General features: G+C 52.5%; 24 protein-coding genes. 11 read left to right on the top strand and 13 right to left on the bottom strand.

From position 1 onward, the window contains the following. Positions 1–4: 4 nt before the first annotated feature. The 7 genes from X474_RS17095 (at position 5) to asnS (ending at position 7136) form a co-directional block, all read left to right on the top strand. Complete coding sequence (locus X474_RS17095; RefSeq protein WP_044350628.1) at positions 5–730, top strand: ABC transporter ATP-binding protein; 726 nt, start codon at positions 5–7, stop codon at positions 728–730. Further along, positions 730–1626: a branched-chain amino acid ABC transporter permease gene (locus X474_RS17090; RefSeq protein ID WP_044350627.1), complete on the top strand. Its 897-nt coding sequence runs from the start codon at positions 730–732 to the stop codon at positions 1624–1626. Before X474_RS17095 ends, X474_RS17090 begins: the two co-directional genes overlap by 1 nt. Beyond that, on the top strand, positions 1623–2615 hold the full coding sequence (locus tag X474_RS17085; RefSeq protein ID WP_052515341.1) for a branched-chain amino acid ABC transporter permease: 993 nt from the start codon (positions 1623–1625) through the stop codon (positions 2613–2615). Before X474_RS17090 ends, X474_RS17085 begins: the two co-directional genes overlap by 4 nt. 94 nt (positions 2616–2709) lie before the next feature. Then, positions 2710–3864, top strand: a complete 1155-nt coding sequence (locus X474_RS17080) for an ABC transporter substrate-binding protein (RefSeq protein ID WP_052515340.1) — start codon at positions 2710–2712, stop codon at positions 3862–3864. A 108-nt stretch (positions 3865–3972) separates the two neighbouring features. After that, positions 3973–4722, top strand: a complete 750-nt coding sequence (locus tag X474_RS17075) for a creatininase family protein (protein ID WP_044350626.1) — start codon at positions 3973–3975, stop codon at positions 4720–4722. After that, positions 4709–5719, top strand: a complete 1011-nt coding sequence (locus tag X474_RS17070) for an asparaginase (RefSeq protein WP_044350625.1) — start codon at positions 4709–4711, stop codon at positions 5717–5719. The genes X474_RS17075 and X474_RS17070 overlap by 14 nt, the downstream gene beginning before the upstream one ends. A 46-nt stretch (positions 5720–5765) precedes the next feature. Beyond that, positions 5766–7136 carry an asparagine--tRNA ligase gene (asnS, locus tag X474_RS17065; protein ID WP_044350624.1) on the top strand — a complete coding sequence of 457 codons (1371 nt, stop codon included), beginning with the start codon at positions 5766–5768 and terminating at the stop codon, positions 7134–7136. Between the two features lie 268 nt (positions 7137–7404). Here the strand turns inward: asnS and X474_RS17060 are convergent, their stop codons facing one another. From X474_RS17060 to X474_RS17020, 9 genes are all read right to left on the bottom strand, one after another. Continuing rightward, positions 7405–8898: an ATP-binding cassette domain-containing protein gene (locus tag X474_RS17060; protein ID WP_044350623.1), complete on the bottom strand. Its 1494-nt coding sequence runs from the start codon at positions 8896–8898 to the stop codon at positions 7405–7407. 3 nt (positions 8899–8901) lie between these two features. Beyond that, positions 8902–10446, bottom strand: coding sequence for a 2-isopropylmalate synthase (locus X474_RS17055; protein WP_044350622.1), 1545 nt, complete (start codon positions 10444–10446; stop codon positions 8902–8904). A 76-nt stretch (positions 10447–10522) separates the two neighbouring features. Beyond that, positions 10523–10675: a hypothetical protein gene (locus X474_RS26255; RefSeq protein WP_156360818.1), complete on the bottom strand. Its 153-nt coding sequence runs from the start codon at positions 10673–10675 to the stop codon at positions 10523–10525. 124 nt (positions 10676–10799) lie between these two features. Next, a complete protein-coding gene (gene ilvC / locus X474_RS17050; RefSeq protein WP_044350621.1) occupies positions 10800–11792 on the bottom strand; it encodes a ketol-acid reductoisomerase in 993 nt (330 codons plus the stop codon). An 8-nt stretch (positions 11793–11800) separates the two neighbouring features. After that, complete coding sequence (gene ilvN, locus X474_RS17045) at positions 11801–12358, bottom strand: acetolactate synthase small subunit (RefSeq protein ID WP_044350620.1); 558 nt, start codon at positions 12356–12358, stop codon at positions 11801–11803. Continuing rightward, a complete protein-coding gene (ilvB, locus tag X474_RS17040) occupies positions 12345–14102 on the bottom strand; it encodes a biosynthetic-type acetolactate synthase large subunit (protein ID WP_044350618.1) in 1758 nt (585 codons plus the stop codon). The genes ilvN and ilvB overlap by 14 nt, the downstream gene beginning before the upstream one ends. 967 nt (positions 14103–15069) lie before the next feature. Beyond that, complete coding sequence (locus X474_RS17030) at positions 15070–15480, bottom strand: hypothetical protein (protein WP_044350617.1); 411 nt, start codon at positions 15478–15480, stop codon at positions 15070–15072. A 21-nt stretch (positions 15481–15501) separates the two neighbouring features. Then, on the bottom strand, positions 15502–15837 hold the full coding sequence (locus X474_RS17025) for a hypothetical protein (protein ID WP_044350616.1): 336 nt from the start codon (positions 15835–15837) through the stop codon (positions 15502–15504). Continuing rightward, positions 15837–16382, bottom strand: coding sequence for an RNA polymerase sigma factor (locus tag X474_RS17020; RefSeq protein WP_353743138.1), 546 nt, complete (start codon positions 16380–16382; stop codon positions 15837–15839). The genes X474_RS17025 and X474_RS17020 overlap by 1 nt, the downstream gene beginning before the upstream one ends. 1037 nt (positions 16383–17419) lie before the next feature. Between X474_RS17020 and X474_RS17015 the strand changes: the two genes are divergently transcribed. Beyond that, positions 17420–19075: a vWA domain-containing protein gene (locus X474_RS17015; protein WP_052515338.1), complete on the top strand. Its 1656-nt coding sequence runs from the start codon at positions 17420–17422 to the stop codon at positions 19073–19075. Positions 19076–20299: 1224 nt separating this feature from the next. On the opposite strand, the gene X474_RS17010 is transcribed toward X474_RS17015, so the two are convergent. The 3 genes from X474_RS17010 to X474_RS17000 all read right to left on the bottom strand — a co-directional run bounded on the left by X474_RS17010 (position 20300) and on the right by X474_RS17000 (position 22845). After that, on the bottom strand, positions 20300–20911 hold the full coding sequence (locus X474_RS17010; RefSeq protein WP_044350615.1) for a TetR family transcriptional regulator: 612 nt from the start codon (positions 20909–20911) through the stop codon (positions 20300–20302). Positions 20912–21505: 594 nt separating this feature from the next. Beyond that, positions 21506–21856: a DsrE family protein gene (locus X474_RS17005; protein ID WP_044350614.1), complete on the bottom strand. Its 351-nt coding sequence runs from the start codon at positions 21854–21856 to the stop codon at positions 21506–21508. Positions 21857–21888: 32 nt separating this feature from the next. Further along, positions 21889–22845, bottom strand: coding sequence for a nitrilase-related carbon-nitrogen hydrolase (locus X474_RS17000; RefSeq protein ID WP_044350613.1), 957 nt, complete (start codon positions 22843–22845; stop codon positions 21889–21891). A gap of 142 nt (positions 22846–22987) precedes the next feature. Between X474_RS17000 and X474_RS16995 the strand changes: the two genes are divergently transcribed. The 3 genes from X474_RS16995 (at position 22988) to X474_RS16985 (ending at position 25583) form a co-directional block, all read left to right on the top strand. Then, positions 22988–23905 carry a DMT family transporter gene (locus tag X474_RS16995; RefSeq protein ID WP_044350612.1) on the top strand — a complete coding sequence of 306 codons (918 nt, stop codon included), beginning with the start codon at positions 22988–22990 and terminating at the stop codon, positions 23903–23905. 84 nt (positions 23906–23989) lie between these two features. Continuing rightward, positions 23990–24577 (top strand): TetR/AcrR family transcriptional regulator, encoded by a 588-nt coding sequence (locus X474_RS16990; RefSeq protein WP_044350611.1) that lies wholly within the window; start codon positions 23990–23992, stop codon positions 24575–24577. Positions 24578–24608: 31 nt separating this feature from the next. Continuing rightward, positions 24609–25583: an SDR family oxidoreductase gene (locus tag X474_RS16985; RefSeq protein ID WP_052515337.1), complete on the top strand. Its 975-nt coding sequence runs from the start codon at positions 24609–24611 to the stop codon at positions 25581–25583. Between the two features lie 433 nt (positions 25584–26016). Here X474_RS16985 and X474_RS16980 read toward each other — a convergent pair whose 3' ends face one another. After that, the gene (locus tag X474_RS16980; protein ID WP_044350610.1) at positions 26017–26718 is read right to left on the bottom strand and encodes an ion transporter; all 702 of its coding nucleotides are present in this window, start codon (positions 26716–26718) and stop codon (positions 26017–26019) included. Positions 26719–26913 lie beyond the last annotated feature (195 nt).

The raw sequence follows: 26913 nt of genomic DNA, 5'->3' as shown, positions 1-26913 counted from the left end.
GAATATGCTAAAGCTTAATGATATACACGTTTACCGGGGTCAGACCTATGTGCTTAAGGGTGTGAGCCTTGAAGTGGGCCGCGGTGAGATAGTGGCCCTGATCGGGGCCAACGGTGCAGGCAAGACCACCACTTTGCGCACCATATCCGGCCTTTTAACCCCTAAAAATGGTTCTATTATCTATACCCCGGAAAAAGACGATCCGCCCTGGGACATATCTGGAGCCCAGGCCGAGGATATCGTGGCCCGGGGCATTGCCCACTGTCCGGAGGGCAGGGGGGTGTTTGCCCAGTTGAGCGTGAGGGAAAACCTCATGGTGGGGGCCTATCTGCGCAACGACAAGAAGCAGATAGAGTATGATCACGAAAGAGTCTGTCATATGTTCCCCATTTTAGGCGAACGGGCCAACCAGGCCGCAGGCAGTCTCTCCGGCGGTGAACAGGCCATGCTGGCCGTGGGCAGGGCGCTGATGACCCGGCCCAGGCTGCTTATCCTGGACGAGCCTTCCCTGGGCCTGGCGCCTTTGGTGGTGGAATTTATATTCGACATGTTGGCTGAGATCAACTCCCAGGGAGTCACCGTATTGCTTGTGGAACAAAACGCGGTAATGGCCCTTAAACTGGCCAACCGCGCCTATGTATTGGAAAACGGCCAGGTGACCCTCTCCGGCCCCAGCGATGAGCTGGCCCGTGATGAAAAGGTTCGCAGGGCCTATCTGGGGGGTGAATAATGGATCTGGGTTATGTCCTGCAACAATTGGTAAACGGGCTGATCCTGGGTTCCATGTACGCCCTTGTGGCAGTGGGCTTTTCCATGATCTACAGCATTATCCGCCTGATCAATTTTGCCCACGGCGATGTGGTAATGATCGGCGCTTTCGCCACCCTGGGACTTATGCAGCTCGACGGGGTGCCCTTTTTGCTGGTGGCCCTGGCCGTGCTATCGGTTGGCGGTTTTGTGGGGGTGATAATCGAGCGCGGGGCCTTCCGTCCCATGCGCGGCGCTCCCCAGGTGACCGGTTTTATCGCCTCACTCGGCGTCTCGATCATGCTGCAGAATCTGGGCATCCTTTTTCTCACCGCCCAGCCCAGAAATTTCAGCTTTCCGGATTATCTTCAGACCCTGCTCAACCTGGGGCCGGTGAGTTTCAGGGTGATCGATCTGGTTATCATGATTTCGGCCTTTATCTTGATGGCGGTTTTGTTTTTTCTGGTCAACCGCACCAAATTGGGCATGGCCATGCGGGCCACTGCCGAGAATCTCGATGTGGCCAGGCTGATGGGCATTCGCATAAACAAGACCATTTTGGCCACCTTTGCCCTGGGAAGCTCACTCGCCGCCATAGCAGGCCTTATGTGGGGTGGAAAATTCGGCCAGATCGATCCGCTGATGGGTTTTGTGCCCGGCCTCAAGGCCTTTGTGGCCGCGGTCATCGGCGGGGTCACCTCCCTTTCCGGCGCCATGCTCGGCGGAATTTTACTGGGGCTGGCCGAGGTGCTTTTTGTAGGGCTCCTGCCGCCGATCTACTCTGCCTTCAGGGATGCGTTCGTGTTTGGGCTTCTGATAGTTATTCTCCTGGTTTTGCCTAACGGGTTGCTGGGATCCAAGATGGAGGACAGGGCATGACAACAACAAAGAAAAACCAGGCCGTATTTGTGGTGGCAGGCCTGGCCGGATTGGCCCTGGTGGCGCTTTTCCGCGCCACTTTGGATGACTATGCCCTTTCCCTGGCCAATTTCGCGGGTATTTATATTATCCTGGCTGTGAGCCTGAATATAACCAACGGCTTTACCGGCCTGTTCAGCCTGGGGCATCCCGCCTTCATGGCCATTGGCGGCTATGTGACCGCCATTTTGTGCATGCCGGTTATGAAAAAATCCATGTTCCTGCCGGATCTCCCGGCCTGGTTGGGCGGCCTCACCCTGCCTTTTCTGCCTGCCATGCTGGTCGGCGGGCTTATGGCCGCCCTGGTGGCCCTGGTGATAGGGGCGGCGGTTCTGCGCCTTAAGGGGCATTACCTGGCTGTGGCCACCATGGGTTTTCTGATTATCGTGCAGGTTCTGATCACCAACTGGGACACGGTCACCAGGGGGCCTCTGGGCTTAAACGGCCTGGAGGACCTGACCAACCTCTGGTGGGTCTATCCCCTGGTCTGCGTGACCATATTCTGCGCCTGGAAGCTTAAGTTTTCTTCTTTGGGCAGGAGCATGCTGGCGGTCAGGGAAGATGAGATGGCCGCCCAGTGCCTGGGGGTGAATCTCTTCAGGACCAGGGTCATGTCCCTTGCCATCGGGGCCTTTTTCGCCGGTGTGGCCGGAGGCCTGTGGGCCCATTTGATCACAGCCATAACACCGGGGTCTTTTTCCCTTATCATGGCCTTTAACATAGTGGTCATGGTGGTGGTGGGCGGAAACGGCAGCATCACGGGCTCTGTGTTGACTGCGATTGTTTTTTCCATGCTCACCGAGGCCTTCCGCCCCCTGGAAGAGGCCTGGGATGTTTACGGCGTGGGTGAGATAGTAATGGCCCTGGTTTTGATCCTGAGCCTGATCTATAGGCCGGGCGGTCTGTTCGGCAGCCGTGAACCCGCCTTTTTAAGGGCAAGGGAAGAGTAAAGATATGAAGTGAAAGCCTGGCTGAGACAGGTTTCTTATAACGGCCCGAAAGATTACAAAATAAGTGTTAACCAATCTTGCAAAGGAGAGAGAAATGGGCATGCGGAAAAAGATGTTGGTGCTCTTAAGCGCCATGGCCCTAGTTGCAGCCCTGGCCCTGCCCGCGGGTGCTGCGGACGATACCATAAAGATCGCCGGTCTTTTCAACTTAACCGGCGGCATGTCTTCCATTGACACGCCCGGCCTTAACGGCGCAAAGTTGGCCGCCAAGCTGATCAATGAAAAGGGCGGCCTTTTGGGCAAAAAGGTCGAGGTGATTGGTTACGACACCAAGACCGATCAAAAAGCCGCGGCCACCGGCGCCAAAAAGTCCTTGGCAGACGGCTGCGTCGCCGGTCTGGGCTATGGCGACACCACCTTTGTCATGGCTGCCGCGCCTTTATACCAGAAAAAAGGCCGTCCCTTTGTCACCTCCGGCGCGACCCACCCCATGCTGCCCAAATGGGTCGGCGAATATATGTTCATGGCTCCCTTTGGGGATGACGACCAGTCCTATGCCATTGCGGACTACACCTACAAAAAATTGGGCGCCCGCAAAGTGGTTGTCTGGACAGACAACTCCATGGACTTTACCAAGGCCCTGTCCAAGTTCTTTAAGGAACGCTTTAAGAAATTGGGCGGCGAGATCATTCTGGAAGACTTCTTCATGATGGGTGACAAGGACTTCTCGGCCCAGATCGCCCGCTTGAAAAAAGCCGGTGCGGACGCTGTGTTTGTTTCTTCCATCCCCAATGAGGCAGGTCTCACCACCAAGCAGATCCGCGAGGCCGGTTTGACCCTGCCCATAGTCAGCGGCGACGGCTTTGACACCGAGCTGATCACCACAGTGCCCGGCCCCAAGCTGGCCAATGACGTTTATTTCGCCACTCACACCTATCGCGAGGACAAGCGCCCCGAGGTGCTCAACTTTATCGAAGAGTACAAAAAAGAGTATAACCGTCCGCCTGAGAACGCCTTTGCCGCGCTCGGCTTCGACGCCGTGGGCCTGATCGCCGACGCCATCAAGCGGGCCGGCACCACCGACGGCAAGGAACTGAGAAAAGCCCTGGCCGCCACCAAGGGCTACAAGGCCGTCACCGGTGAGATCACCTACTCCCGTCCTTCCGGCGTGCCGATGAAGGGCGTGAGCGTCATCAGCGTGAAAAACGGCAAGTACAAGGTTGAAGAAGTCTGGATGCCCGCTAAATAAAAAATAAAACCGCCTTGGGAGCCCCAAGGCTCCCAAGGTATTTGGATAACAAACCTTTTTCTTCCGGGCCTTGATGAAAAGGCCGCGGGGCAGAGGTAAGAAATAAAAATGAAAAAAGTAAGGCTGGAAGAGTTCAACGAGCATTCTTTCCAGGAAGCAAAGATTGACAAGGCTATTTTGGCCATAGGCTCCACCGAGAGCCATGGCGCTCATCTGCCTTATGGGTGCGATACCTTTGTGAGCCACGACATTGCCGTCACCGTGGCCGAACAATTGGAAAACACTGTGGTGGTGCCGCCTCTCTGGTATGGCATGAGCATGCATTACCGCCATAAACCCATGTGTGTCAGCCTTACCAACGAGACCCTGACCCAGGTGATCAGAGAGGTCATGGAATCCTTGATTCACTGGGGAATCAAAAAAATCCTGGTGGTGAACGGTCACGACGGCAACATTCCGCCGATTGAGATCGCGGCCAGGGATATAAAGGTGAAATACCCCGAACTCAAGCTGGCTGTGCTCGATGCATGGTGGGTCACCGCGGGTAATCTTATTCCCGAAGACACCTTTGAGGTGTGGAACGGCCTGGGCCACGGCGGCGAGGGTGAGACCTCCATCGGCCTGGCCATCTTCCCTGAACTCTGTGACATGTCCCGGGCCAAGGGCATGATTCCCGAGATGGACGACAACGTCAAATTGATCTGGAACTTTAATGAACTTACCGATTACGGCGCATCCGGTGCGCCGGAAAAGGCCACCAAGGAAAAGGGGCAGCTTATGAAAGACGCCCTGGTGAAATACCTGGTGGAGTTTGTCACGCGCATGGACGCACAAGACTGGAAGTATGCCACGAAATAAGAATAACGGCGCGGTGGCGCTGTTTTTCACCGGCGGGACCATATGCATGACTCCGCTTGCGGAGCACCGCGGGGTGGTCCCGTCGGGTGAATTCAAGCGCCTGGTCGCTGAACTGGAGCCCCACGTGGGCAAGGTGGGCTTAAAGCCTGTTCTTTGGTCAGACCTGCCGAGTCCCCACATGACTCCGGACCATATGTTCCGTCTGGCCATGGATGTAAAGAAAACCCTGGAAGATCCGGGCATCATCGGCGCGGTGGTGGTTCATGGCACGGATGTGCTGGTGGAATCCGCCTTTATGGCGGATTTGTATGTAAATTCGACGAAACCGGTGGTTTTCACCGGCTCCATGCGGTTTTACTCGGAATCCGGCTATGACGGCATAAGAAACCTGATTAATGCGGTAAAAGCCTGCATGCGGCCTTTGCCCCCGGCCACAGGGGTGGTTATCCTCATGGCGGACCGCTTTTTCAGGGTGCGGGAGGCGGCCAAGGTAAACTCCCTGAATGTGGATGCCTTTGAAGCTCCGGAAGCCGGGCCTGTGGGATATGTGGCTGGTGAGATGGTTCTCTTGACCCGTTCACCGGCCTGCCTGGCCGGGCCGGACCGAACCCTTTTTGAACCGGCCGCTTTAGAGCCTGCCACACCACTGGTTACTTGTTACACTGGCATGGACGGTTTTCTCATAGACCAGGTTCGCCTGGCCGGGGCCAAGGGGCTGGTCCTGCAGGGGTTTGGCGCGGGCAACATACCGCCAGGAGCCGTAGACGCGGTTATGCGCATGGTTGATGAAGAAAAACCAGTGGTCTTGACCACTCAATGCCTGGAGGGCGGAGTCTGGCCCATATACGCCTATCCCGGCGGCGGGGATGACCTTGAGCAAAAAGGGGTCATTTTAGGGGGCAGGCTTTCCGGCGCCAAGGCGCGGCTGCAACTCATGGCCGCCTTGGGAGCCGGGCGCACCCTTTCTGAAATTAAGAAGATATTTGCCAGCGAATAGGCGAACCAGCTAAACCAAGTCTATTGCTGTTTGGAGTGATATAGGAATGCAAAGAATAAGAATAAAACAGGCCTTGAATGCCGAGGCGGGCATGGATCAGGCTCTGGTCAAGGGTTGGGTGCGCACCAGGCGCGACTCCAAGGCGTTCAGCTTTTTAGAGATCAACGACGGTTCCTGCCTGAAGAATCTGCAGGTCATTGTGGACGCCGACTCTCCTGCCTATGGCAATTTGGGCGAAATAACCACCGGCTATGCGGTGGCGGTCACCGGCTCCCTGGTGGAGTCTCCGGGCAAGGGCCAGAAATGGGAACTCAAGGCGGACTCCCTTAGCCTGGTGGGCGAGGCCGACAAGGATTTCCCCCTGCAGAAAAAAAGGCATACTGATGAATTTTTGCGCGGCATTGCCCATTTAAGGCCTCGCACCAACAAGTTCGGGGCCATTTTCCGCATCCGTTCCGAAGTCTCTTATGCTGTGCATAAGTTTTTCCGTGATCGGGGCTTCTTTTACGTGCACACCCCCATTATCACCGGTTCCGATGCCGAAGGCGCGGGAGAGATGTTCAGGGTGACCACTCTGGAGCCGGGCCGGGCCGGAGAGGATCTTTTCAGCGAGGACTTTTTTGGCAAGGAGGCAGGCCTCACAGTTTCCGGTCAGCTGGAGGCAGAGACCTTTGCCACCTCACTGGGTAATGTCTACACTTTTGGACCCACCTTTAGGGCCGAGAATTCCAACACTCCCCGTCACGCGGCCGAGTTCTGGATGATCGAGCCTGAGATGGCCTTTGCTGACTTAAACGACAACATGGACCTGGGCGAAGACATGGTCAAGTACATGGTTGGCCATCTTCTGGACAATTGCGCGGATGATCTGGAGCTCTTTGCCAAGTTTGTGGATAAGACCCTGATGCCCACCCTGGAGACCATGGCCAAGGCGGACTATGTGCGCCTTCCCTACACCGAGGCGGTGGAAGTGCTTAAGGCTTCAGATAAAAAGTTCGAGTTCCCCGTGGAATGGGGCATGGACATGCAGACCGAACACGAGCGCTATCTCTGCGAGGATCACTTTAAAAAACCGGTGATCGTCTATGATTATCCCAAGGAGATAAAGGCCTTTTACATGAGGCTTAATGACGACGACCGCACTGTGGGAGCCATGGACCTTCTGGTCCCCAGGGTTGGCGAGCTGATCGGCGGCAGCCAGCGTGAAGAACGGTTGGATGTGCTTAAGAAGAGGCTTGAAGAGCTTGAAATGGAAGAAGCCCCCTATTGGTGGTACCTGGACCTCAGACGCTACGGATCGGTCCCCCATTCCGGCTTTGGCCTGGGCTTTGAACGCTTTTTAATGGCAGTGACGGGCGTGACCAATATCAGAGACGTTATTCCCTTCCCGCGCACACCTAAACACCTGGAGTTCTAGAACTCCGCCGGTTTGTTTTAAAACTAAAAGCCGTCTTGGCCGTATAAAGGCTAAGGCGGCTATAGCTTGCTGACAAAGTCCTCCTGGACTTTGTCAGAGGCCAGTTGGCAAAAACGTGGTTTTGCCAACTGGCTAGAATTACTCGTCTTAAGAAATCTTCGCAATTCGGCTGGCCGTCATTCGGGGCCCCCGAAAATCTTTGATTTTGGGGGTGTTTCACGGCCCGCGTTCAGGCTATTTTTTATGGGATTTCATGGGTGAAAAAGGATCAGATTTCCAGTTCGGCTCTGCCTCCCTGCCAGGTGATCCTGCCCTTGTCCAACAGGGCCACGTGGCTGATGGCCGGGATCAGTTCATCGGGATGATGAACCGCCTGTATAACCGTGACCCCTTGTCCGGCCAGGTCCTGCACCAATTGCATGATCATCTTCCTGGCCTGGTCGTCCAGTCCGGCCAGGGGCTCGTCCAATAAGAGCACCTCAGGCCCGGTTACCATGGCTCTCGCCAACAGAACCTTGCGGAGCTGGCCATAAGACAGGTTGGCTATGTTTTTATCAGCCCAGTCGGCCATGCCCAGGTCCAAAAGCAGGTCTTGGGCCGCCTTGATCTGGCCGGGAGTTGCTTTTTGATGAAGCCCCACCGAGCCAAAGAAACCCGAGATCACGGTATCCAGCACTGTGGCCTTTTTAAAGTGCCTGGCCTGAAAGTCACTGGAAACAAAACCGGTTTTTTTGCGGATGTCCCAGATGGACCTGGGGTTTTCGCCATCAAACCTTTCAATAATTCCCCCCTTGGCAGGGTGGAGGTCGCCTGAAAGCAGCCGGAGCAGGGTGGATTTACCTGATCCGTTCTGCCCCATGAGCGCCCAGTGCTCGTCTTTTTTTACGGTCCAGTTTATATCCTTGAGGACCGGCTTATGGTCAATGGCCACCTGTCCCCGGCTGATGTGATACTGAAAACCCTTTTGCCGCCTTTGCAGACCAGTGCTTTTTGGGCGGGGCGGGGATATCAGACTGAGCCTCGTCTTTTCTTTTCGGGGCGAATACCTTGCCTGGTGTACAATACGCCCCTTATCAAGGGTAAGGGTGTGGGTTATTCCCTGAAACAGTTCGTCATGCCTGTGGGTTGTGCAGATGATCTGCCCGCCTTTTCGGGCCACATGTTCCAAAACCAGGCTCATAAGGCTTAAGGAGCCCCGGTCCAGTCCGGTCAGGCATTCGTCCATGATTAAAAACCTGGGTTCGGAAATTATGGCCCTGGCCAAGAGCACCTTCATGCCCTGGCCCTGGGAAAGTTCCAAAAATCCCCTTTGCGCCAGATCTGTTATGCCCAAGAGCTCCATTTTGAGCCGGATCCGCTTATCCTGCTCCCCGGAAAGGGGGCGAACCAGCCGGTGGTCGTTCCACAATCCTGTGGCAACCACCTCCCATACCGGCAGGTTCCAGCCCCTTTTGCGGTAGAGCTCCGCCAGCTCAGGACTGGCCAGGCCGGTCAATTCCTTGAAACCAATGGGGCTTATCTGAGGCTTTTCCGAAAGACGATATACCCTGGACCCTCTCTGGCCGGTGGGCCAGATATCTCCTGCAAGCAGACGTAAAAAAGTGCTCTTGCCTGCTCCGTTACCTCCCAGTACCGCCCAATGTTGATTCGGGTGAAGGCTCCAGTTCAAGTCTTTCAGAATGCTATTACCGCCTATTTTGTAAGAGGCGTTAATAAACTCCACTTGTGCACAAGGCTTTTGACCAGCCTGAGTGGCCCGCATGTTTTAATCTCCGTTGGTTGGCAACGCGGTTTTGGGTTGGTTGGCCCAGTACTCCAGCCGGTTGAGACCGTTGATATAAGCCTTGGCCGAGGCAACCAGGATGTCGGGGTCGTTTCCCCGGCCCAAAACCGTGATGTTGTTTTCTTTTAGCCTCACCGTCACCTCGCCCTGGGCGTCCAAGCCGCCGGTTACCGAGGCAATGGTGAATTTTTCCAGATAGGGGTTTTTATTGACCAGCTTTTTGATGGTGTTGCACACCGCGTCCACCGGCCCTGATCCGCTGCCGAATTCCTGGATCTTTTGGTCACCGTCTCTGATGATAACCGTGGCTGTGGGCACGGTTACCGTACCGCTCACGATATTTAAGTATTCCAGTTCCCAGCGGTGGGGCATGCGCAGGATTTCATCTGCGATCAAGGCTTCCAGGTCCTCGTTCCAGATCTCTTTCTTTTTGTCGGCCAGGACCTTGAAGGCCTCGAACAAACGGTCCAAGTCTTTTTCCTTGAGGTCATATCCCATTTCCTGGACTCTTTTGCGCAACCCGGCCCTACCGGAGTGTTTGCCCAATACCAGGTTATTGGTGGAGATTCCCACTTCCTCGGGGGTCATGATCTCATAGGTGAGGGGTTGTTTGAGCACGCCGTCCACATGAATTCCGGATTCATGGGCAAAGGCGTTGGCCCCCACAATGGCCTTGTTGGGCTGCACCGATATGCCGGTGATCATGGTTACCAGGCGGCTGGTGGGGAAGAGCTTGCTTTTGTTTATGCCTGTCTTGAGCCCCAGGCTTTCGTGCCTGGTGGCTATGGCCATAACCACTTCTTCCACGCTGGCGTTGCCGGCCCGTTCGCCAATACCGTTGATGCAGCCTTCCACCTGCCTGGCCCCGGCCTTCACTCCGGCCAGGGAGTTGGCCACGGCCATACCCAGGTCGTCGTGGCAATGCACGCTTATGGTGGCCTTTTCTATTTCAGGCACTTCCCTTTTGATCAGGGTTATGAGGTTCTGAAACTCGTCGGGCAGGGCATAACCCACCGTATCCGGGATATTGATGGTGGTGGCGCCCTCGGCCAGGGCCGTCCTTATTACCTGGCACATGAATTCAGGATCGCTTCTGGAGGCGTCTTCCAGGGAGAATTGCACATCGTCGCACAGGCTTACCGCCAGGCCCACGCCTTTTTTCACCTTTTCCAAGACCTCCTCCCTGGTGGCCTTGAGCTTGTACTGAAGGTGAATGTCACTGGTGGCGATAAAGGTGTGTATGCGGGGGTTTTCCGCATACTTGATCGCTTCCCAGCAGGTTTTGATATCCGAGGGCACAGTGCGGGCAAGCCCAGCCAATACGGGGCCCTTGACTTCCTGGCAGATGCTTTTAACCGCCTCAAAATCACCCGGGCTGGCGGCCGGGAACCCCACTTCAATGATATCCACCTTGAGCTGGGCCAATCTATGGGCCAAGCGAAGTTTCTCTTCGCGGTTCATGGACGCGCCAGGGGATTGTTCGCCGTCTCTTAAGGTGGTGTCAAAGATTTTTACGTAGTCAGACATGTTTTCTCCGTCTTTAATAGCAAAAAAGTGAAAAAAGCTCTTCCATGATCAAGACGATCCTTTGACCGTCTTTTTTTTACCGGGTCCCCTGGCCCGCCAGAGTCATGGTGGAACCGGCCTGTATAAAGGCCGATTCCGAGGCTTTTACCTCCTTCGCCGCCTGCCGGACCGGAATAACGGTCCAGCCGCCGGATACACATACGTCCGAGGCGTCCTGGCGATCCTCCATTTTGAAAACTCCTGTTTTTTTGAATTAACAAAGACCCTCGGCCAAGGCCGACTGTTATGCGGTTTTAGGCCTCCCTCCCAAGTCGGCCCGCAAACCACCAGTACGACCTTGGCCTTTAGGGTATTTATTTTAGCCATCCCATCATTTCACGCAAGTTTGCACCCACTTCTTTTGAGGGATGCTCCTTTTCCTTTTCCAAAAGCGCGTTATAGGCCGGGCGGTTGGCCTGGTTTTCCAGGACCCATTCCCTGGCAAAGCGCCCGCCCTGGATCTCTTCCAGGATTTTTTTCATTTCCTGTCTCACCTGATCATTGATAACCCTGGGTCCGCGAGACATATCGCCGTATTTGGCCGTGTCTGAGATAAAGGCGCGCATATGCTCCAGCCCGCCTTCATAAACCAGGTCCACAATGAGTTTCATTTCATGGATGCATTCAAAGTAAGCCATTTCCGGGGCATAGCCCGCCTCGGTGAGGGTGTCGAAACCGGCTTTCATCAAGGCGCTTATGCCGCCGCAGATAACAGCCTGCTCGCCAAAGAGGTCGGTTTCGGTCTCTTCCTTGAAGCTGGTTTCGATCACTCCGGCCCTGGTGCCGCCGATTCCCTGGGCATAGGCCAGGGCGTCGGCCAGGGCGCTGCCCGAGGCATCCTGATCAATAGCCACCAGGCAGGGCACTCCCTGGCCGTCTTCGTAAAGATCGCGCACCAGTTTGCCCGGCCCCTTAGGCGCCACCATGATGACGTCCATATCCGGATCTGCCTTTATTTGACCAAAGTGGATGTTAAAGCCATGGGCAAACAAAAGGGTTTTCCCCTTGCCCTTGGCGTTTTTCACCCACGTTTCATAGGCCTCGGGCTGGGAGGGGTCGGGCAGAAGGAAGGCAATGATATCGGCCTGGTCGGCGGCTTCCTGCGCAGGCGCGGCCCTTAAACCGTCGGCCTCAACCTTGGCAAAGGTTTTGCTGCCTTCCCTTAACCCCACCACCACGTCCAGGCCGGAGTCGTGCAGGTTTCTGGCGTGGGCGCGGCCTTGGCTGCCGTAACCCAAAACACAAATGGTCTTATCTTTGATCTGGTTGATATCAGAGTCTTTTTCATAATAAATCTTGGCGTTCATTTTTCTCCTCATGCGTGCAGGTAGTTTTCCGGACGGGGTTCACTTCTTTTATAAAAGTTCATCTCCGCCGGGAGCGTATTTTGCTTTGTTTCTCTGGCCAGGACGATCTGGCCGGTCCGGGCCATTTCATAGATTCCATAAGGCTCAACCACCCCGGCAAAGGCCTGGATCTTTTCCCGGTCGCCTGTGACCTCGATGATCAGGCATTTATGGTCAACATGTTCCACCCTGGCGCCGAATATTGCGGCCAGTTGGCAGAGTTGGCTCCTTTGCTCCGGGGTTGCCGCCACCTTGAACAGGGCAAGCCCTCTTGAAACCGAGGCGCATTCAGAGAGGTCATCCACCCTGACAACGCTCAAGTTGCGCTTAAGCTGCTTTATTGCCTGTTCCCGGTCCGGCCCGTCTGCCTTTATGACCAGGGTTATTCTCGAAAAGTCGGGGTCTTGGGTCTCTCCCACGGCCAGGCTTACGATATTGAAGCCCCTTCTGGAGATGAGTCCGGCCACCCTGGAGAGAACCCCTTTTTCATTGCGTACCAGTAAGGAGAGAGGACTAAGCTTCTCCATGATTTCCTCCTTTGGCCCCTGTTATGAAATCCGCGTTTTTGCCGCCTTGGGGCACCATGGGATAGACCAGGGTTTCAGGGTCTACATCCACATCCAAAACCACTGGCAGGTGTTTTTCCCGGCTGGCCTTAAGGGCCCAGGCCAGGGATGCCTCCAGTTCCTCGGGCCTTTTGACTTTGCGCCCCAGGGCCCCAAAGGCCCTGGCCACTTGGTCAAAGGCGGGAGGTGTAAATTCGGTGGCAGCTCTGCGGTCGTTGTAAAAAAGGGTTTGCCACTGCCGCACCATGCCCAACCCGGAGTTGTTGAATATGGTGGCCACACAACCGATGCCGTAACGCACAGCAGTCGCCAATTCTTGGATATTCATCAAAAAGGAGCCGTCACCATCCATCAGGATCACGTCTTTGTCAGGCGCTCCCAGCTTGGCTCCCAGGGCGGCCGGCAGGCCAAAACCCATGACCCCCAGCCCGCCCGAGGTTATCAGGGTGCCTGGCCTGGAAAAGGGGTAGTGCTGGGCGGTGAACATTTGGTGTTGACCCACGCCGGTCACGATGACGGCTTCCGGGTTCAGAATGTCTGCCCAAGCCTTGATCACCTGTTGGGGAGTGATAAGGCCCCTGGTTTTGGGGCGGGGCTGGGGATAAAGCCTTTTAAGCTCATTTATGCGTTCATGCCAGGGGCTTAAGTCAGGCCTTTCTTCCCAGTTCATCACCCCGCGAAAGAGCCCGGCCAGAGCGGGTTTGGCATCCGCCTCCAGGCTGACCTGGGCAGGGAGAATCTTGTTTATTTCTGAAGGGTCCACATCCAGGTGGACCAGTTTGGCAAAAGGAGCAAATCCGTCTTTTCGGCCCGTAACCCGGTCGTCGAGCCTGGCCCCCGCCACCAGGAGCAGGTCGGATTCATATATGGCCAGATTGGCGTAGCCGCTGCCGTGCATGCCGGGCATGCCCAGGCTTAAACCGTCCTCACTGGGAAAGGAACCCAGCCCCATGAGGGTGCAGGCCACCGGCGCGTTCCAGGCACTGGCCAGGTCTTTTAGCTCCCGACTTGCCCGGGCGGTGATAACTCCGCCTCCTGCCAGGATCACCGGGCGCTTGGCCTTGCGCATCAACATAAGGGCCTGGTTAAGCTCGGCAAAACCCGGCTTTTGCCTGGCAGGCGGGGCAACCTGTAAAGGCTCGGCCGAAATAGGAGGGCAGGGCGACACCACGATATCCCTGGGCAGGTCAATCAAAACCGGCCCGGGGCGTCCGTTTTCCGCCACATAAAAGGCCTCTCTAAGCACCTGGCTCAAGTGTTCCGGGCTCTTCACCTGGTAGTTGTGTTTGGTTACCGGCATGGTAATGCCTTCAATATCCGCCTCCTGAAAGGCGTCTTTGCCCATGAGGCCCTTATTCACCTGGCCGGTTATGGCCACCAGGGGAACCGAATCCATCATGGCGTCTGCCAGGCCGGTGACCAGATTTGTGGCTCCGGGGCCGCTGGTAGCCATGACGACTCCTGCCCGGCCCGTAACCTTGGCCAAGCCTTCGGCCATGTGAGCGGCTCCCTGCTCATGGCCGCTTATGATATGCCTGGGTGATCCCACTTTGAAAAGTGCGTCGTAAACGGGCATTATCGCCGCTCCGGTCATGCCGAAGACCATGGGCACTTTTTTGTCGCCCAGGAAGCGGACCAGGCGGTCCGCCGTAGTGGGTTCACTGACCGGGCGGTTATGGGAGAGTTTTTGGGCTGGTATACCCATTTCAATAGTCCTTACAAATAATTCAGGTGTACTAGACCTGGCAGACAGGAATACCGGGAATGCGGGGAGAAGGCTTAAGCTTTGTTGGTTTTAAGGCCTTAAACAGCAGCCTTCCCGCAAGGGGTATGACAGGTGAATACAGTTCACCACCCTGTCGGTCAGAATCTATTCAGTTGTTTGGTGAAATTAAATGTGGCCCCTATAGGGGCAGGACTACCAGAAGGGATAGCAGTACGAGCAGCAGGGAGGAAAGGCTTGAGAAAGCGCGGGCGCTTGTTGGATTGGAAAATGCCGAGCCTTTACTTTTGGCTTTTGAACTGAACTGCTTCATGATTAACCTCCATGCTGAATTGTGTTCAGTATAATCGGCCAGGGAAAGTTGTCAATAGGGAAAATAAAAATATATGGAACATTGAGTTTAATTAAAAATAAAAATGGCTTGAAAATGCAATTTGTATTATGTAACATATTGTTATTAAATGATTTTTTAACTTAAATTCAAAAGGGGGATATGGCCTTCTTTCCGGAAAACGATCTGAAGAATGCCTTTATTAGGCCCTTTATTTCCGGTTTTTTACCGTCAATTGATCCGCTAAAACATATTCTGACCAGAAAAATGTGAAAAAAACATCCAGCAGTAAAAAATAACATATCTGCGATTAAGAAGATAATTAGTCCTCGGGCAGCGGCATGGGGTGCTTGGTTTGCTCTGCTAATAGCTGAGCTTAATAAAATGAATCTCTAAAAAAATGTGCCTTGGCGGTAAACGTAAGACGTATTTGATTGTGAATGAACTCAAATTGGTAAAAAACAGTAAGTCGGTAAAATTTTATATTTTACCGACTTACTAAAGTGCATTCTTTTTAAAGTTAAACTGATTTTAGCTCAAGGCAAGCTGTTATATCTGGTGGTAGGTTAAATGATTTATAAATAATGCCTTGTGCTTATCTCGCCGGAACCCGTTCTGCTATGGCTTTTTATCTGCCGGCGGCAACAAAAGGCGATGCAAATGTACGTGTTTCATCAGTTTGTCAAATTCCCGGTTTTGCTCCGAGCTGAGGTGTTCCTTGATCTCCCTTACCGTCTGGTTGCCCAGTATTTTAAGCTCCTGATGGGTATTCTTACGAATGATCTGCAGATCTACCGAGGTTTTCTCCAATATGGGACGGATATCTTTTTGTTGTTTATCTGTCAGGTTAAGCTCTCTGGCCAGCCCCTTCATCATAATCGAGGTGAGATAGGACCCATCATCTGTTCTCAGCCGCTCAAATGCAGCCTTGGCCTTATGGCGAACCAGAATTCCGCCGCCCACCGCTCCGACTAAAACGCCGCAGAGAAAAACAGCCAACACCGCGACCCACATCTTTAATTTGCTCATCAACATGGCTCCTTGGCTGAACTAAGAGAGGATTAATGTGTCCAGGGGTAAAATGTTCAGCGGATCTTGAACCATGGCCCTTAACGCTTCCGCGTCCAGGCCAGAAGCCGCGGTCAGGCTGTAGATTAAAAGAGCGACTCCCACTGCAGTGCCTGCTCCTGCAAAGCGGAACATGAGGCTGGTAAAAGCAGCGGCCGGATTATCCGCCGACTCAAGGTTTTCCATGGCCCGGTTCAGCCGGATTGTTTTCATTACCCCCTGTCGCCACATCGGGTTCAGGGTCGGTGTTGGCTGAGCGGCATGTATTTGAACAAAGGCGTTCAGAACCCGCTCGGTTTTCTCCTTGCTGCTTGTCATTATAATTCCCTCGCTATAATCTTGCGAAGCTTTCGCCTGGCCCGGAATATTCTTACTTTGACATTAGCCGGGCTCCACCCCAAAAGGTCTGCGGCCTCGGCCACTGATCTTCCTTCCAGGTGGATAAGGGTTATAGCCATTCGGTCTTTGGGGCTGAGATGTCCCAAAGCCCAGGCCAAAAGTTCCTGGTCTTCCAAATTGTTGACCGCTTTGCTACCGTCGATGGCGCCGTTTTCCTGGCCCATGACACTCAATCTGGCCGATTGTCCCGGGCTCAAGGCGCTGGTCGGAACTTCCTTGTTCCTGTAGTGCTTCCGCCAGTAATCATAGCAGGTTCGCACCGTGATCCTGGCCAGCCAGTGCTCAAAGGGCTTGTCTCCTCTAAAGGATTTCAAAGAGCGAAAAGCGCTGATAAAGGCTTCGTGGACCACTTCTTCACAAGCCTCGGGCGGAACTTTACCTTTCACAATTCGCAAGGCATGGTCCTGGTGCTTTTTCATCAGTACCTCAAAAGCATTGACCTCGCCTTCCAACACTTGCGTTATGATTGTGGCGTCATCCGCTATCTGGGCGCTTTGGACCAGCTTTTTTGCTCCCTGCCCCTTCGTCCGGTTAAGGATCCCTTTCTGGGAGTCCTGAATTGTTGCGGTCGTTTGAAGGGCTGCATTCAATGTGTCACTAACTCCGAATCGGGTGCAACCTGATTATCCTCTTCATCCATACCCGTTGATTAGGATTCAGGCAAGGTGAAAGCTTTGCCTGAAATTTTTTCTGCTGGATTTTGTTTTTCACCTTGGGTGAAAAATGTATTTTTATAATTGCAGTAAATGTGCCTGACAAGTGGGCAGCGGCTTTTGCCCGCCCCAACTGGCTTTTTAGTTTAACGATTTCTCTATTTAATAATGCATCTGTCGCTGAAACGGGGTTTAAAACCCGAGTGCAATGCTCCTTGCTGACTTGAGCATTTTCGGTTTACCGGCCATTGTTTGGGTTCAACATGCAACACGCTAAACTTTGTCCTGCCTGGCCGGTTTTTAAGGCCCCATGTTTGCGCGGCTGCGGCGGCATTAGCAGGACAGGGAGAAAAAACCGTCACAGTCGGGAGTCCTTTATTATTCTATCCTTGGTAGAAAAAGCCAGCGAACCTGAACCACATATGCCCGCTTCTATCTGGAATGTCGCCTTGGTTATGAATCCGGTTACACAAAAAATGAAGTAAACACCCGCTTAAGTTGTTGATCTCTAAATCAAACATCCATTTGAGATCCTTTATCCAGTTAACGGTTTTCCGCCGTAAAAGAATATAAAAACAACGTGTTACCTTTAAAAAAATTCCAGGTCGGCCACGGGAGAAAAATTAGAGATGATCAGGGTGAGTCGGTATAAATGTAGTATTTTCAATATGATATGCTGAAGCGAATTTTTTTGATTAATCCCTGTTTTTAGAGGTTTATTGTCAGAAATAATCATGATGTGGCACAATGAAAAAATCGGTTTATGGGCACGAGGTTTGCCAAGGATCGGTTCGCTGCCGCCTTCTATACACTCCGCAAACGGCCGGGGTGACAGTCAGGGGAGAAAGATGCTCAGAAAAAGGAACTTCATTTGCCTGTTGTCACTTGTTGTTTTTTTGTTTTCCTCCATTAGCACCTTATATGCAGCACCCAAGGAGGGGCTGCTTTTTATTTTGGACTGTTCAGGCTCCATGTGGGGCAGAGTGGACGAAAAGCCCAAGATCTCAGTGGCTAAAGAGGTGTTGAAAGGCCTGATAAATAAATCACCGGCTAATGTGGAGATGGGGCTTTTGGCCTATGGCCATCGTCGAAAGGGAGATTGTAAAGATATCCAACTGGTTAAGCCTTTAGGCTGCTCCGTGGAAAATCTCAATAAGGCAATTGACGGGCTGAATGCCAAGGGTAAAACTCCCATCACCGCCTCCCTGACCGAGGCAGGCAGGCTTTTGCAAAAACGGGAGACCAAGACCACCGTGGTCCTGATCAGTGACGGACTGGAAACCTGTGAAGGTGATCCCTGCGCCATGGCAAAAGACCTTAAATCCCAAGGCATCAAGTTTGTGTTGCATGCGGTTGGTTTTGATGTGGATCAAAAAGCGGCTGATCAGCTCAAATGCATTGCCAAAGCCGGCGGGGGGCGCTATTTCAAGGCTGACAGCACCCAGGAGCTGGCCGCCGCCTTGGGAGAGGTTCAACAGGCCGTGTCCGAGAAAAAGGAACTTGCACAGCCAAAGCCAACTCCTGAAGCACCCGAAGCTCCAAGTGTGCAGAGTAAATCCAAGCGCATTCGCCTGAGCGGTCCGGGCACAGTGGTTTTAAAGCCCGCCTCCTGGGTTAAGATGCCTCCTCATTATTGGTCCTTGGCAGACCCTGAGTCCGGCCAGGTGAAGGTAAGAGGAAAGACAACCAGCCTTAAGGTGAAACAGGGTGAATATCAGCCGGTCTGGCGGCAGAGCCAACATGGCCACAATGAAGTGTTCTTAAGCCGGATTATCAGCGTTAAGGGCGGCGAAACAGTGGAACTGCCCATTGATACAGGCTTGCGCCTCACCCTGCCCCAGGGGATCAAGACGCCATACAAGTGGATGCTCAGCGCACCGGGCTCCAGAAAGATGCTTTTTTTGTTTAATAAAAATGTGGAGCCCCAGGTGGTGCCTTCGGGAAGCTACACCCTTTGGTGGCAGCAGTCCCAACATGGTTCCAGAATCGCCAATCTGGGCCAGGTTGAGATTAAACCCGGCATGTTAAATGATCATGTCCTGGAGTCCGGCATAAGTGTCATGCCTGCCGATTGGGTGAGCAAGAAACCGGATTTTTATCTCTTGAAAACCAAGAAAAATAAGATCGCCGGTCAGTGGAAAAGTTTCGGTCCTCAGTTGGTGGGACCTGGAAAATACATCCTTTCCTATCGGGGTAAGCAGCACGAAAACAACACCATTGAGTTGGGAGAGGTGGAAGTGCCTGCCAAAGGCTTTGCCGAGGTGCCTTTGAATTCGGGAATCAAGTTTTTACACAAGGCAAATGCCAAGCCTCCTTTTCGCATAATGCTGATAAATCTTAAGACCAACAGACAGGTGATAGGCCGTGAAACCTGGGGGCCGTTGGTGGTCCCTCCCGGTAAATACCGTTTGAACTGGTGGCAGAGCCAGCACGGAAGTAAAACAACCACCATAGCCGATGAGATCACCATTGAGCCGGGAGTGTTATTGGAAGTTGAAATGTAGCCGGGCGCGGGCGCTCAAATAAAAGTTGCGGCGCAATCTCCAAAGAATGGAGTTTGCGCCGCATTGGCGAGTGGATGGGACAATTAGAGGGTCAACAGGGAGTAAGGTAGGTTCCCCAACCTTGCCGGAACGTTTGAGCATCGATTCCGGCTTTGACAAGGAGCGCCTTCAGCCAATTCACCTTGGTGAGGTGGCCGAAAATTACCCAAATCCCCAAGACTAAAGGTTACACCCAGGCGATGCTGAGTTCGGTTGGGCTTTTCTAAGATGATCTCTTTATATGCCCTTTTTCCCTTTTCCCTATGCGCCCGTGGCATTGGCGGCTTTGCCTTTAGCCTTTGCGGTTTGAGTTATATTCATCTGAACAGGTTCGGTGGCCTGAAACCTGATCAAAGCTTGCTTTATATATAAAGCATAAATTAGTTTTTTACTATGAATTACAGATCCTAATCCGTGGGCGCATATCCCTTAATAAGGCTTGGTGACAGACCCCTATAAACGCAGGGCCCAAAGGCCATAACTTTTTTAAAATTCTTTTATATCAATAAGTTGCTTTTGGAACTTTTTTCTAAAGAAGCCCCCATGAATTAAAATTTGCATTTATTTTCGTTTGGGTTGGATTTATGGGAATCCAGTAAGACCGGTTTTGTTTAATAAGTTAATATAAACGTTCGGATTCTGAATCGGGTGGCGGTGCTTATCGCCTGGGGCGGCCCGTAATCACCCGAATACGGTAGGATAATAAATTTAAAACCGTCCAAGATTGAACGGATTATTTGTAGATAAAAAAATTGCCGTGGGTGAAGATGCATTCACATAGGGGGCAGAGAATATTTAAGTTTGGCTTATAAGGGAATTGGGGCGGCCGTGAATGGCCGCCCCAGGGGTAAAGGTAAAGAATAGGGGGTCTTTACCTTTTTGAAGAGAGGAGAACAAGCCAGGGGAAGGGGTGCTTTTCCCGTGGCCTTTTTGGGGCTGCTGACTTGGGAGGAAGGCGTGGAACAATCTGGGCGCGGGTTTTACACCGGAAGTCTAAAATGCGCGCCGGAGATAAAGGTACCCTTTTTCCTTTTTCCCTGTCTTGAATGCTTGTTCCTCGCCCTCCACCCAAAGCGGCAGCCTTGTTTTGGGAAGGGCCCCCTGGTGCTTGAAAAGGGTGAGAAAAGATGCTTAAAAAACACCCTTATTGCGCCAGGGGGCCTATGGGGCTATGCATATGGCCGACTACGGCTCATATTGTCTCAAAAAGTCATGCACCAGCTTTGGGGCCTCCTCCTTAAGGGAGAAAAATTTTTGATCAAAAAGCCAGAGTTGTAACAACCCCTCTGAAAAAGAGAAAATTGCCAAGGCAGCCAGGTGCGGGTTAATATCCTGCCTTACTTTTTTCTTTTTAATAAGCCTAATCAAATCCTCTTTGAGCGAGGCATAGGCCATGTGAAACCTCTGCTTCATCTTGTTCCAGATCGGGGCCAGTTCTTCTGTCCATTCAGTGCGAAAGTTCACCATTTCATAAAAGGACCGGAATTTTTCGTTTTGCTCAAAACTAGTTAAATAGTGAACCAAAAATCTTTCAAAATCCTTGAGACTCTCGGCCTGAGAGTTCTGAACTTGATCCCAGTCCAATCCGGCCTGTTTGGCAGTTTGCTCCGAGACCGCCCAAAATATCTCCGCCTTATCCTTGAAGTGCCAATATATGGCCCCTCTGGTTACACCTGCTTCAGAAGCAATTTCATTTAATGTGGTTCTGGCGAAACCTTTTTGGGTAAAAACAGTAAAGGCGGCGTCGATCAAGAGCTTCTTGGTTTTTTCTGCGTCTCGTTTAGTCTTTCGGGCCATCTTGGAATCCTTTAATTTTTTTGAGTGGTTAGCAAGCTGCGGTGAGGAAGTTGACCTCAATGCTCTGCTCTTGATCCGTGGTGAGCTGCGTTTTAGCTGGCTAATCCCACCCGGTAAAAAAACTTAAAAAATTTTTGTTTTTTTTAAAATTCCCGGGTTTGCGAGTGGCTTACTTGAAAATAAACGGCTGCGCCGGTCAGTTACTCAGCATCCCAACAACCATAGGATAGAGGCGTTTTGCAGCTCATGGAAAAAATAGATAAGACCGCCGAGGCTCAAGGCACAAAGGCTGAGACTTATTTTTATATTCATCATTTCCCTTGTCCATTGCCTTTTCCTGAAACAGGAAATTTGTGCATACGGGGTTAATAAAAACGGCTGTCGCCGATCCTTTGACAACTATATACATACATGCATGTATGTAGTCAATGGCATGACAAAAAAAATATGGTCAAGCTGCATCCGGCTGACTGAAAAAGCGTGCGTTGAAAAAAGATAGATCAGGTTGGTAAATCGTTTTATAAACATCCCTGAAAAGGCCGGATCGGTCTTTTCAGGGATGTGTCAGCACCCCCCCCGCAGGTGGGAAACAGATCAAACCGTGAGAAGTTTGGCATCTTCTTTAAGTAGATGAGTAAGTGGCTGGCCCATGTAGATAACTTTTATTCCCAGGTCTTCCAGTTCCCGGCTGACCCCGTAGCGGTCAGCACAGGCCCGGCAGGCCAGAATTTCCACTCCGGCCTGACGCAATTTGGCCAGCTCCTTTTTCAGCTCCTCATCGCGGTTGAGGAGTTCGGCAGAGGGTCCCCAGACAATCAGACTCACCTCTTGCCACCAACCTTTGAGCCTGGAATTCAGGCAGTACATGAATACCATGTCCAGAGCCACCTGCCGGTCGCAACTGGTCCAGAGTACATTCAGTTTGCTTTGATTCTTCTCTTCCATTTAAGCACCTGAGGTCTGTCTTAATGAATGGATCAAGCTTCAAAAGGATCTTTGGATAGAGCGCTGTATTCCACCAGTGGGTGCTGGGGACGGGTGTTTACCTTTAACTGAAACACATCCGGCCTGGCATAGTGGCCCGTTGTATCCAGGTCATATTTGCCCCTGGTTATCTGATCCAAGTCCAGTTCCGCAGTCAAAACAGCCTCGCCTGATCTCTCCGGCCCGGCCAAAACCTCACCAAAAGGGGATATGATGGCGCTGCCGCCGCTGATCAAGGGTTCGTCAGGCCCGGGTTCGTTATCCAGAGGATAGTCTTCCGGGCAGTCGGTGCGCAACAGATATTGGCAGGCGGTCAAGACAAAGCAACGTCCTTCCAGGGCTATATGCCGCATGGAAGGCAGCCATGTTTCCCGGCTGTCCACCGTGGGGGCCAAGTAAAGTTGGATCTGCTTGGAATACATGTAGGTCCGTAAAAGGGGCATGTAATTTTCCCAGCAGATAACAGCGCCCATGCGCCCCAGCTCGGTTTCTATCACCGGCATGGTGGAGCCGTCGCCAAAACCCCAGATCAGGCGTTCACTGGCTGTGGGCATGAGTTTTCTGTGCTTGCCCAGGAATTCGCCCTTGGGAGAGAAAAAGAAAACCGAGCAGTAAAGAGTGCCGCCTTGTTTTTCCATCACACCAGTGGCCAGGTGCACCTGGTTTTTTCTGGCTGTTTCAGCGATTTTGTCACAGGCGGGCGAGGGCGCCTCCACGGCCGATTCAAAATAGCGCCTGAAGTCCTCTCTTCCCTGATCAGTACGCAGTCCGACCCTGGCTCCAAAGTCCAACCCCTTGGGGTATCCACCTATAAAGGCTTCCGGAAAGAGAACCAGCCCGGCTCCGTCCCGGGCGGCTTTTTCGGTCAGGCGCTCCAGTTTATCCAGGCTGGCTTCAAGGTCAAAGAGAATGGAACCGGCCTGGACAACCGCTACTTTCAGTAGGCTCATCAGTTATTTCCCCCAAAAGAAAGGTTATGGCAAAAGATTCGTATCGAGCCGCATGATAACACGTTTCAAGTGAATAATTGTTGGACAGATTCAATATCTGGCTGGAAGATTGGGGCACCTAAAACAACAGGGAGTTTTCGCGATGAGCCTCTCGGAACCGCTTTCCACCCATACCGTAACTAAAACGCGTCTGCTTGATGTAAAAGCCCTGGCTGCTTTATTGACCTCTGTGCTTTCCTGGGCGTCCGCCTTTGCCGGCATCCGCCTGGCCCTTTCTTGCTACACTCCAGGCGAAATAGCGCTTTTTCGATATATTGTGGCTTCGGTTGCCCTTTTGGCGGTGGGACTGGTCAGAGGGGTTGCCAGGCCCAAACTAAGGGATGTGCCTTTATTTGTGCTGACCGGTTTGCTCGGGTTTACGGTATACAATCTGGCTTTGGGGTATGGCGAGATATGGCTGCCGGCCGGTCCGGCCAGCTTTATCATAGGCACGGCTCCCGTGTTCCTGGCCTTGGCCGGGGTGTTTTACCTTAATGAAAAATTAGGTAAAAAGGGTTGGGTGGGGGTGGTCCTCGCCATGGTCGGCACCCTGGTGATCGCCCTGGCCAAAGAGGGGGGAATGTCTTTTGGCCTTGGCGCCCTGGCAGTGCTTTTGGCGGCGATTGCATCGAGCGCCTATTCAGCGCTTCAGAAAACGCTTTCCAGCCGCTATAACAGCCTGGAACTGACCAGCTACGGAGTCTGGTTCGGTACGGTTCTTTTGATCCCCTTTGGCCTGGATCTTCCTGCCAGATTGGTCCAGGCCCCGGCCGGGGTCAACTGGGCTGTGGTTTATATGGGGCTCATCCCTGGAGCTTTGGGTTATGTAACCTGGACCTACAGCCTTTCCAAGCTGCCCGCTTCTTTTGCCGGAGTGTTCTTATACCTTATCCCCATTGCCGCTACTTTTATTGCCTGGATCTGGTTGGGTGAGACCCCCACTTTAAGTTCCCTGGCTGGCGGAGCGGTGATCATTCTGGGCGTTTTGCTTACAGCTCGGGCGAAACGAGCAAAAGGCTAGAAATTAACCGGTTTATTTTGCAATTTGCTATACCCTGTATTAGTATTAATACCGACGGTCGGTATTTTTATGGAAGGCATTAAAATGACAAAAAAATTATCCCAAGACGCCAGGCAACGTCAGATAACCGGGGCTGCGGTTCTTGAGTTTCTGCAAAAGGGTTACGAAGGGGCCTCCCTGGATAATATCGCCAAACGGGCCGGCTTGAGCAAGGGAGGGGTCTATCACCATTTTCCCGGGGGGAAAAAAGAGGTTCTTATCGCCGCGGCCATGAGTTTTATGGAACCCCTTTATGAAATGATGGACCTGGCCGGATCCATGGAAAATCCCCTCAAGGGTCTGGCAGCCTTTATCAGGGCCCACCTTGAATACTGCGCAGAACACCCCAGGGAAATGTCTTTTCTCTTGCTCGCCCAATCCCAAATCAGGATTTTGCCTAAAATGCAACAGGCCGCCTACGATTATTGTTACGAAATGGTCTCTTTCTTCGACTCTCTGTTCAAGGATGCGGTTTCCCAAGGGTTGTGTCGGGAATCAAATACTGAAAATCGGGCAAGGGCTCTCTTTCTTTGCCTGCAGGGCGCCGAGTCGATCGTCGGAACCAACAGCCTTTTTGAACCACGGGGATTGTCCGAGGAAATTACTAATTATTTTTTACATGAGCCGGGTTGAAAACCGGCCGGAAATATAAGAAGGGGATCAAATGAAAAAAGTGTTGGTTGCCGGAGCCACCGGATATCTGGGCAGATTTGTGGCCCAAGCCTATAAAGATGCCGGGTACTGGGTGCGTATATTGGTCAGATCCCGGGAAAAGGCCGCGGATCTGGTTGAGAAGGTGGATGAGGTTTTTGTGGGCCAGGCTACTGATCCCAATACCTTAAAAGGGGTCTGCCGGGATATTGACCTGGTTTTTTCCTCTCTGGGGGTTACCAGGCAAAGAGACGGCCTGGGCTATTGGGATGTGGATTACCTGGCTAATCACAATCTCTTGCAACAGGCCGGAAAGCACAAGGTGGGCAAGTTTGTTTTTGTCTCCGTTCTGAATCCTCAGAAGTTGCGGCATTTGGATATAGTGGCTGCAAGGGAAATGTTCATCTCCGAGCTGCGCCTGACCGGCATGGATTACACTGTGCTGCGGCCCACCGGTTTTTTCTCTGATGTGGCGGAATTCTTTAAAATGGCTGCCAAGGGCAGGGTCTATCTTTTGGGTGACGGCCAGGCCCGGGTGAACCCCATTCACGGTGCAGACTTGGCCAAAGTGTGCGTGCAAAACTCCACTGCCGGTTGCAAGGTGGTGGATGTGGGCGGGCCGGAGATCTACACCTATGAGAAGATCGCACGCCTGGCTCTGAAAAAGGCAGGCAGACCGGCCAAGATTATCAGGCTGCCCCGTTGGCTTCCCCGCCTCTTGGCCGGTTTCGTGGGGGTCTTTTCCAACAGGGCCTTCAACCTGGTCAGTTTCATGAGCATAGTAATGCAAAACGATTATGTGGGGCCCAAGGCCGGGGAACATAGCCTGACGGATTTTTTTGATGAGCTGAGTTCGGGCAAAGAGGCCGCGGACGCCACCTTGCCGCTTGCAGGGGGCGTCACCACAAAAGGCGGCTCTGCCATGAGCAGCGTTGTTTCCGGTTTGAACCCTGAAAGCCGCAGCGGCTCCCGAGCGGTTATAAATTAAGGGCGAGGTGGAATCCAGGTATGTTCTGACTTAATTTCCAGGATCACGGATACTGTTGTCACTGAGGACAGATGATCACATAACCGGCCTTTTCGGGCCTTTTGTGACATCCGTTAAATTGAGGGGTAAAAAGTTGTGCTAAAGGAATGGTCAAAAATTAAGCAGTCTACCTGACGCTGGAGACGAATGTGGATCGAATAAAACAAAAAACAGCAGTCTTGATTTGAGAATAGGCAGGATGGCGAGCACCCCGCCACAGACCAATTTCAAACTGTGTAACTGGCTATAAATTATAATCTTTCCGGTTTGTCTTCAAAAAAGTCCGCCAATTTTTGTCCATCATCCGGCAGCTGTTTGTCAGTTCTTCAATCGGCAGGACTCACAAGGTCTTCGGCTGTCAGGTCACTCCGTTAACCAAATTTTTAACTTAAATCTATAGCGGATCTTCTTGTTCTATTTCTCTTGCCGATGCCAGCGCCGAGGCCAAAAGACCTGTAGGCACGGCCACGATCCCCAAGCCGACCGACAGCACCAGAAAGGTGAATATCTTGCCGCCAATAGTTACGGGGTATACATCGCCATAACCCACTGTGGTTAGAGTGGCGACAGCCCACCAAAGCGAATGAAACACCGAACTGAAAACTTTGGGCTGCGCTTCGTGTTCAAAGAAATAAATTCCCACTGCCGCCAGGTAAAGTACGATTAAAGCGGTTATGCCAAAGAGGATTATTTCCTCTTTGGCAATCATGAAAGCCCTGTGATAACGCCTCATCGCCCGGCTATAGCGGGCCAACTTAAGAAGCCTCACCAGACGCAACAACCGGAAGGCGCGAAACGAGCGCAGATCCAACCCCAGGGACAGATAGAACGGTATTATGGCGAGCAGGTCCACGACACCCATGAATGACCAGGCATAGGACAGCCTGGGCCGACCACCCAGAATTCGAACCAGATATTCGACAGTGAAGATGATCACCGAGCAGATTTCAAATACATTAAAAATCCAGACTAAGGTTCTTGGCAGATCAGGAATAGTCTCGACGCCTACAACCAATAGATTAGTCACGATCAGGGCTTGGATAAAATACTCGAGGCGTCCGAATGTAATTTGGCCGTTGGAATCTCGTTCAAGCAATTATGGTTCTCCGGGTAATGCGGGGCATGAAGCTTATATCCAAGGCGGTGATATGCATCGGTTAGAGCCGGGCCCCCAAATTTGGACAGTCGGGACATGGTGATTTGGGTTATTTACAACTGTGGGAAAAGATGGGCAAGCGAAAGAGTTTAAGTAATTAATTTAAGTTCGGGTCGGATAACGTAAGATATTTTT

The organism is Dethiosulfatarculus sandiegensis (genome assembly GCF_000931935.2).
Classification (GTDB): Bacteria; Desulfobacterota; Desulfarculia; order Desulfarculales; family Desulfarculaceae; genus Dethiosulfatarculus; species Dethiosulfatarculus sandiegensis.
This window is presented reverse-complemented; position numbering and strand designations above follow the sequence as displayed.

Bases quoted from the DNA above. Each gene is read 5' to 3' on its own strand.
- X474_RS17095 (WP_044350628.1), top strand. From the start codon at position 5: ATGCTAAAGCTTAATGATATACACGTTTACCGGGGTCAGACCTATGTG.
- X474_RS17090 (WP_044350627.1), top strand. From the start codon at position 730: ATGGATCTGGGTTATGTCCTGCAACAATTGGTAAACGGGCTGATCCTG.
- X474_RS17085 (WP_052515341.1), top strand. From the start codon at position 1,623: ATGACAACAACAAAGAAAAACCAGGCCGTATTTGTGGTGGCAGGCCTG.
- X474_RS17080 (WP_052515340.1), top strand. From the start codon at position 2,710: ATGGGCATGCGGAAAAAGATGTTGGTGCTCTTAAGCGCCATGGCCCTA.
- X474_RS17075 (WP_044350626.1), top strand. From the start codon at position 3,973: ATGAAAAAAGTAAGGCTGGAAGAGTTCAACGAGCATTCTTTCCAGGAA.
- X474_RS17070 (WP_044350625.1), top strand. From the start codon at position 4,709: ATGCCACGAAATAAGAATAACGGCGCGGTGGCGCTGTTTTTCACCGGC.
- asnS (WP_044350624.1), top strand. From the start codon at position 5,766: ATGCAAAGAATAAGAATAAAACAGGCCTTGAATGCCGAGGCGGGCATG.
- X474_RS17060 (WP_044350623.1), bottom strand. From the start codon at position 8,898: ATGCGGGCCACTCAGGCTGGTCAAAAGCCTTGTGCACAAGTGGAGTTT.
- X474_RS17055 (WP_044350622.1), bottom strand. From the start codon at position 10,446: ATGTCTGACTACGTAAAAATCTTTGACACCACCTTAAGAGACGGCGAA.
- X474_RS26255 (WP_156360818.1), bottom strand. From the start codon at position 10,675: ATGGAGGATCGCCAGGACGCCTCGGACGTATGTGTATCCGGCGGCTGG.
- ilvC (WP_044350621.1), bottom strand. From the start codon at position 11,792: ATGAACGCCAAGATTTATTATGAAAAAGACTCTGATATCAACCAGATC.
- ilvN (WP_044350620.1), bottom strand. From the start codon at position 12,358: ATGGAGAAGCTTAGTCCTCTCTCCTTACTGGTACGCAATGAAAAAGGG.
- ilvB (WP_044350618.1), bottom strand. From the start codon at position 14,102: ATGGGTATACCAGCCCAAAAACTCTCCCATAACCGCCCGGTCAGTGAA.
- X474_RS17030 (WP_044350617.1), bottom strand. From the start codon at position 15,480: ATGAGCAAATTAAAGATGTGGGTCGCGGTGTTGGCTGTTTTTCTCTGC.
- X474_RS17025 (WP_044350616.1), bottom strand. From the start codon at position 15,837: ATGACAAGCAGCAAGGAGAAAACCGAGCGGGTTCTGAACGCCTTTGTT.
- X474_RS17015 (WP_052515338.1), top strand. From the start codon at position 17,420: ATGCTCAGAAAAAGGAACTTCATTTGCCTGTTGTCACTTGTTGTTTTT.
- X474_RS17010 (WP_044350615.1), bottom strand. From the start codon at position 20,911: ATGGCCCGAAAGACTAAACGAGACGCAGAAAAAACCAAGAAGCTCTTG.
- X474_RS17005 (WP_044350614.1), bottom strand. From the start codon at position 21,856: ATGGAAGAGAAGAATCAAAGCAAACTGAATGTACTCTGGACCAGTTGC.
- X474_RS17000 (WP_044350613.1), bottom strand. From the start codon at position 22,845: ATGAGCCTACTGAAAGTAGCGGTTGTCCAGGCCGGTTCCATTCTCTTT.
- X474_RS16995 (WP_044350612.1), top strand. From the start codon at position 22,988: ATGAGCCTCTCGGAACCGCTTTCCACCCATACCGTAACTAAAACGCGT.
- X474_RS16990 (WP_044350611.1), top strand. From the start codon at position 23,990: ATGACAAAAAAATTATCCCAAGACGCCAGGCAACGTCAGATAACCGGG.
- X474_RS16985 (WP_052515337.1), top strand. From the start codon at position 24,609: ATGAAAAAAGTGTTGGTTGCCGGAGCCACCGGATATCTGGGCAGATTT.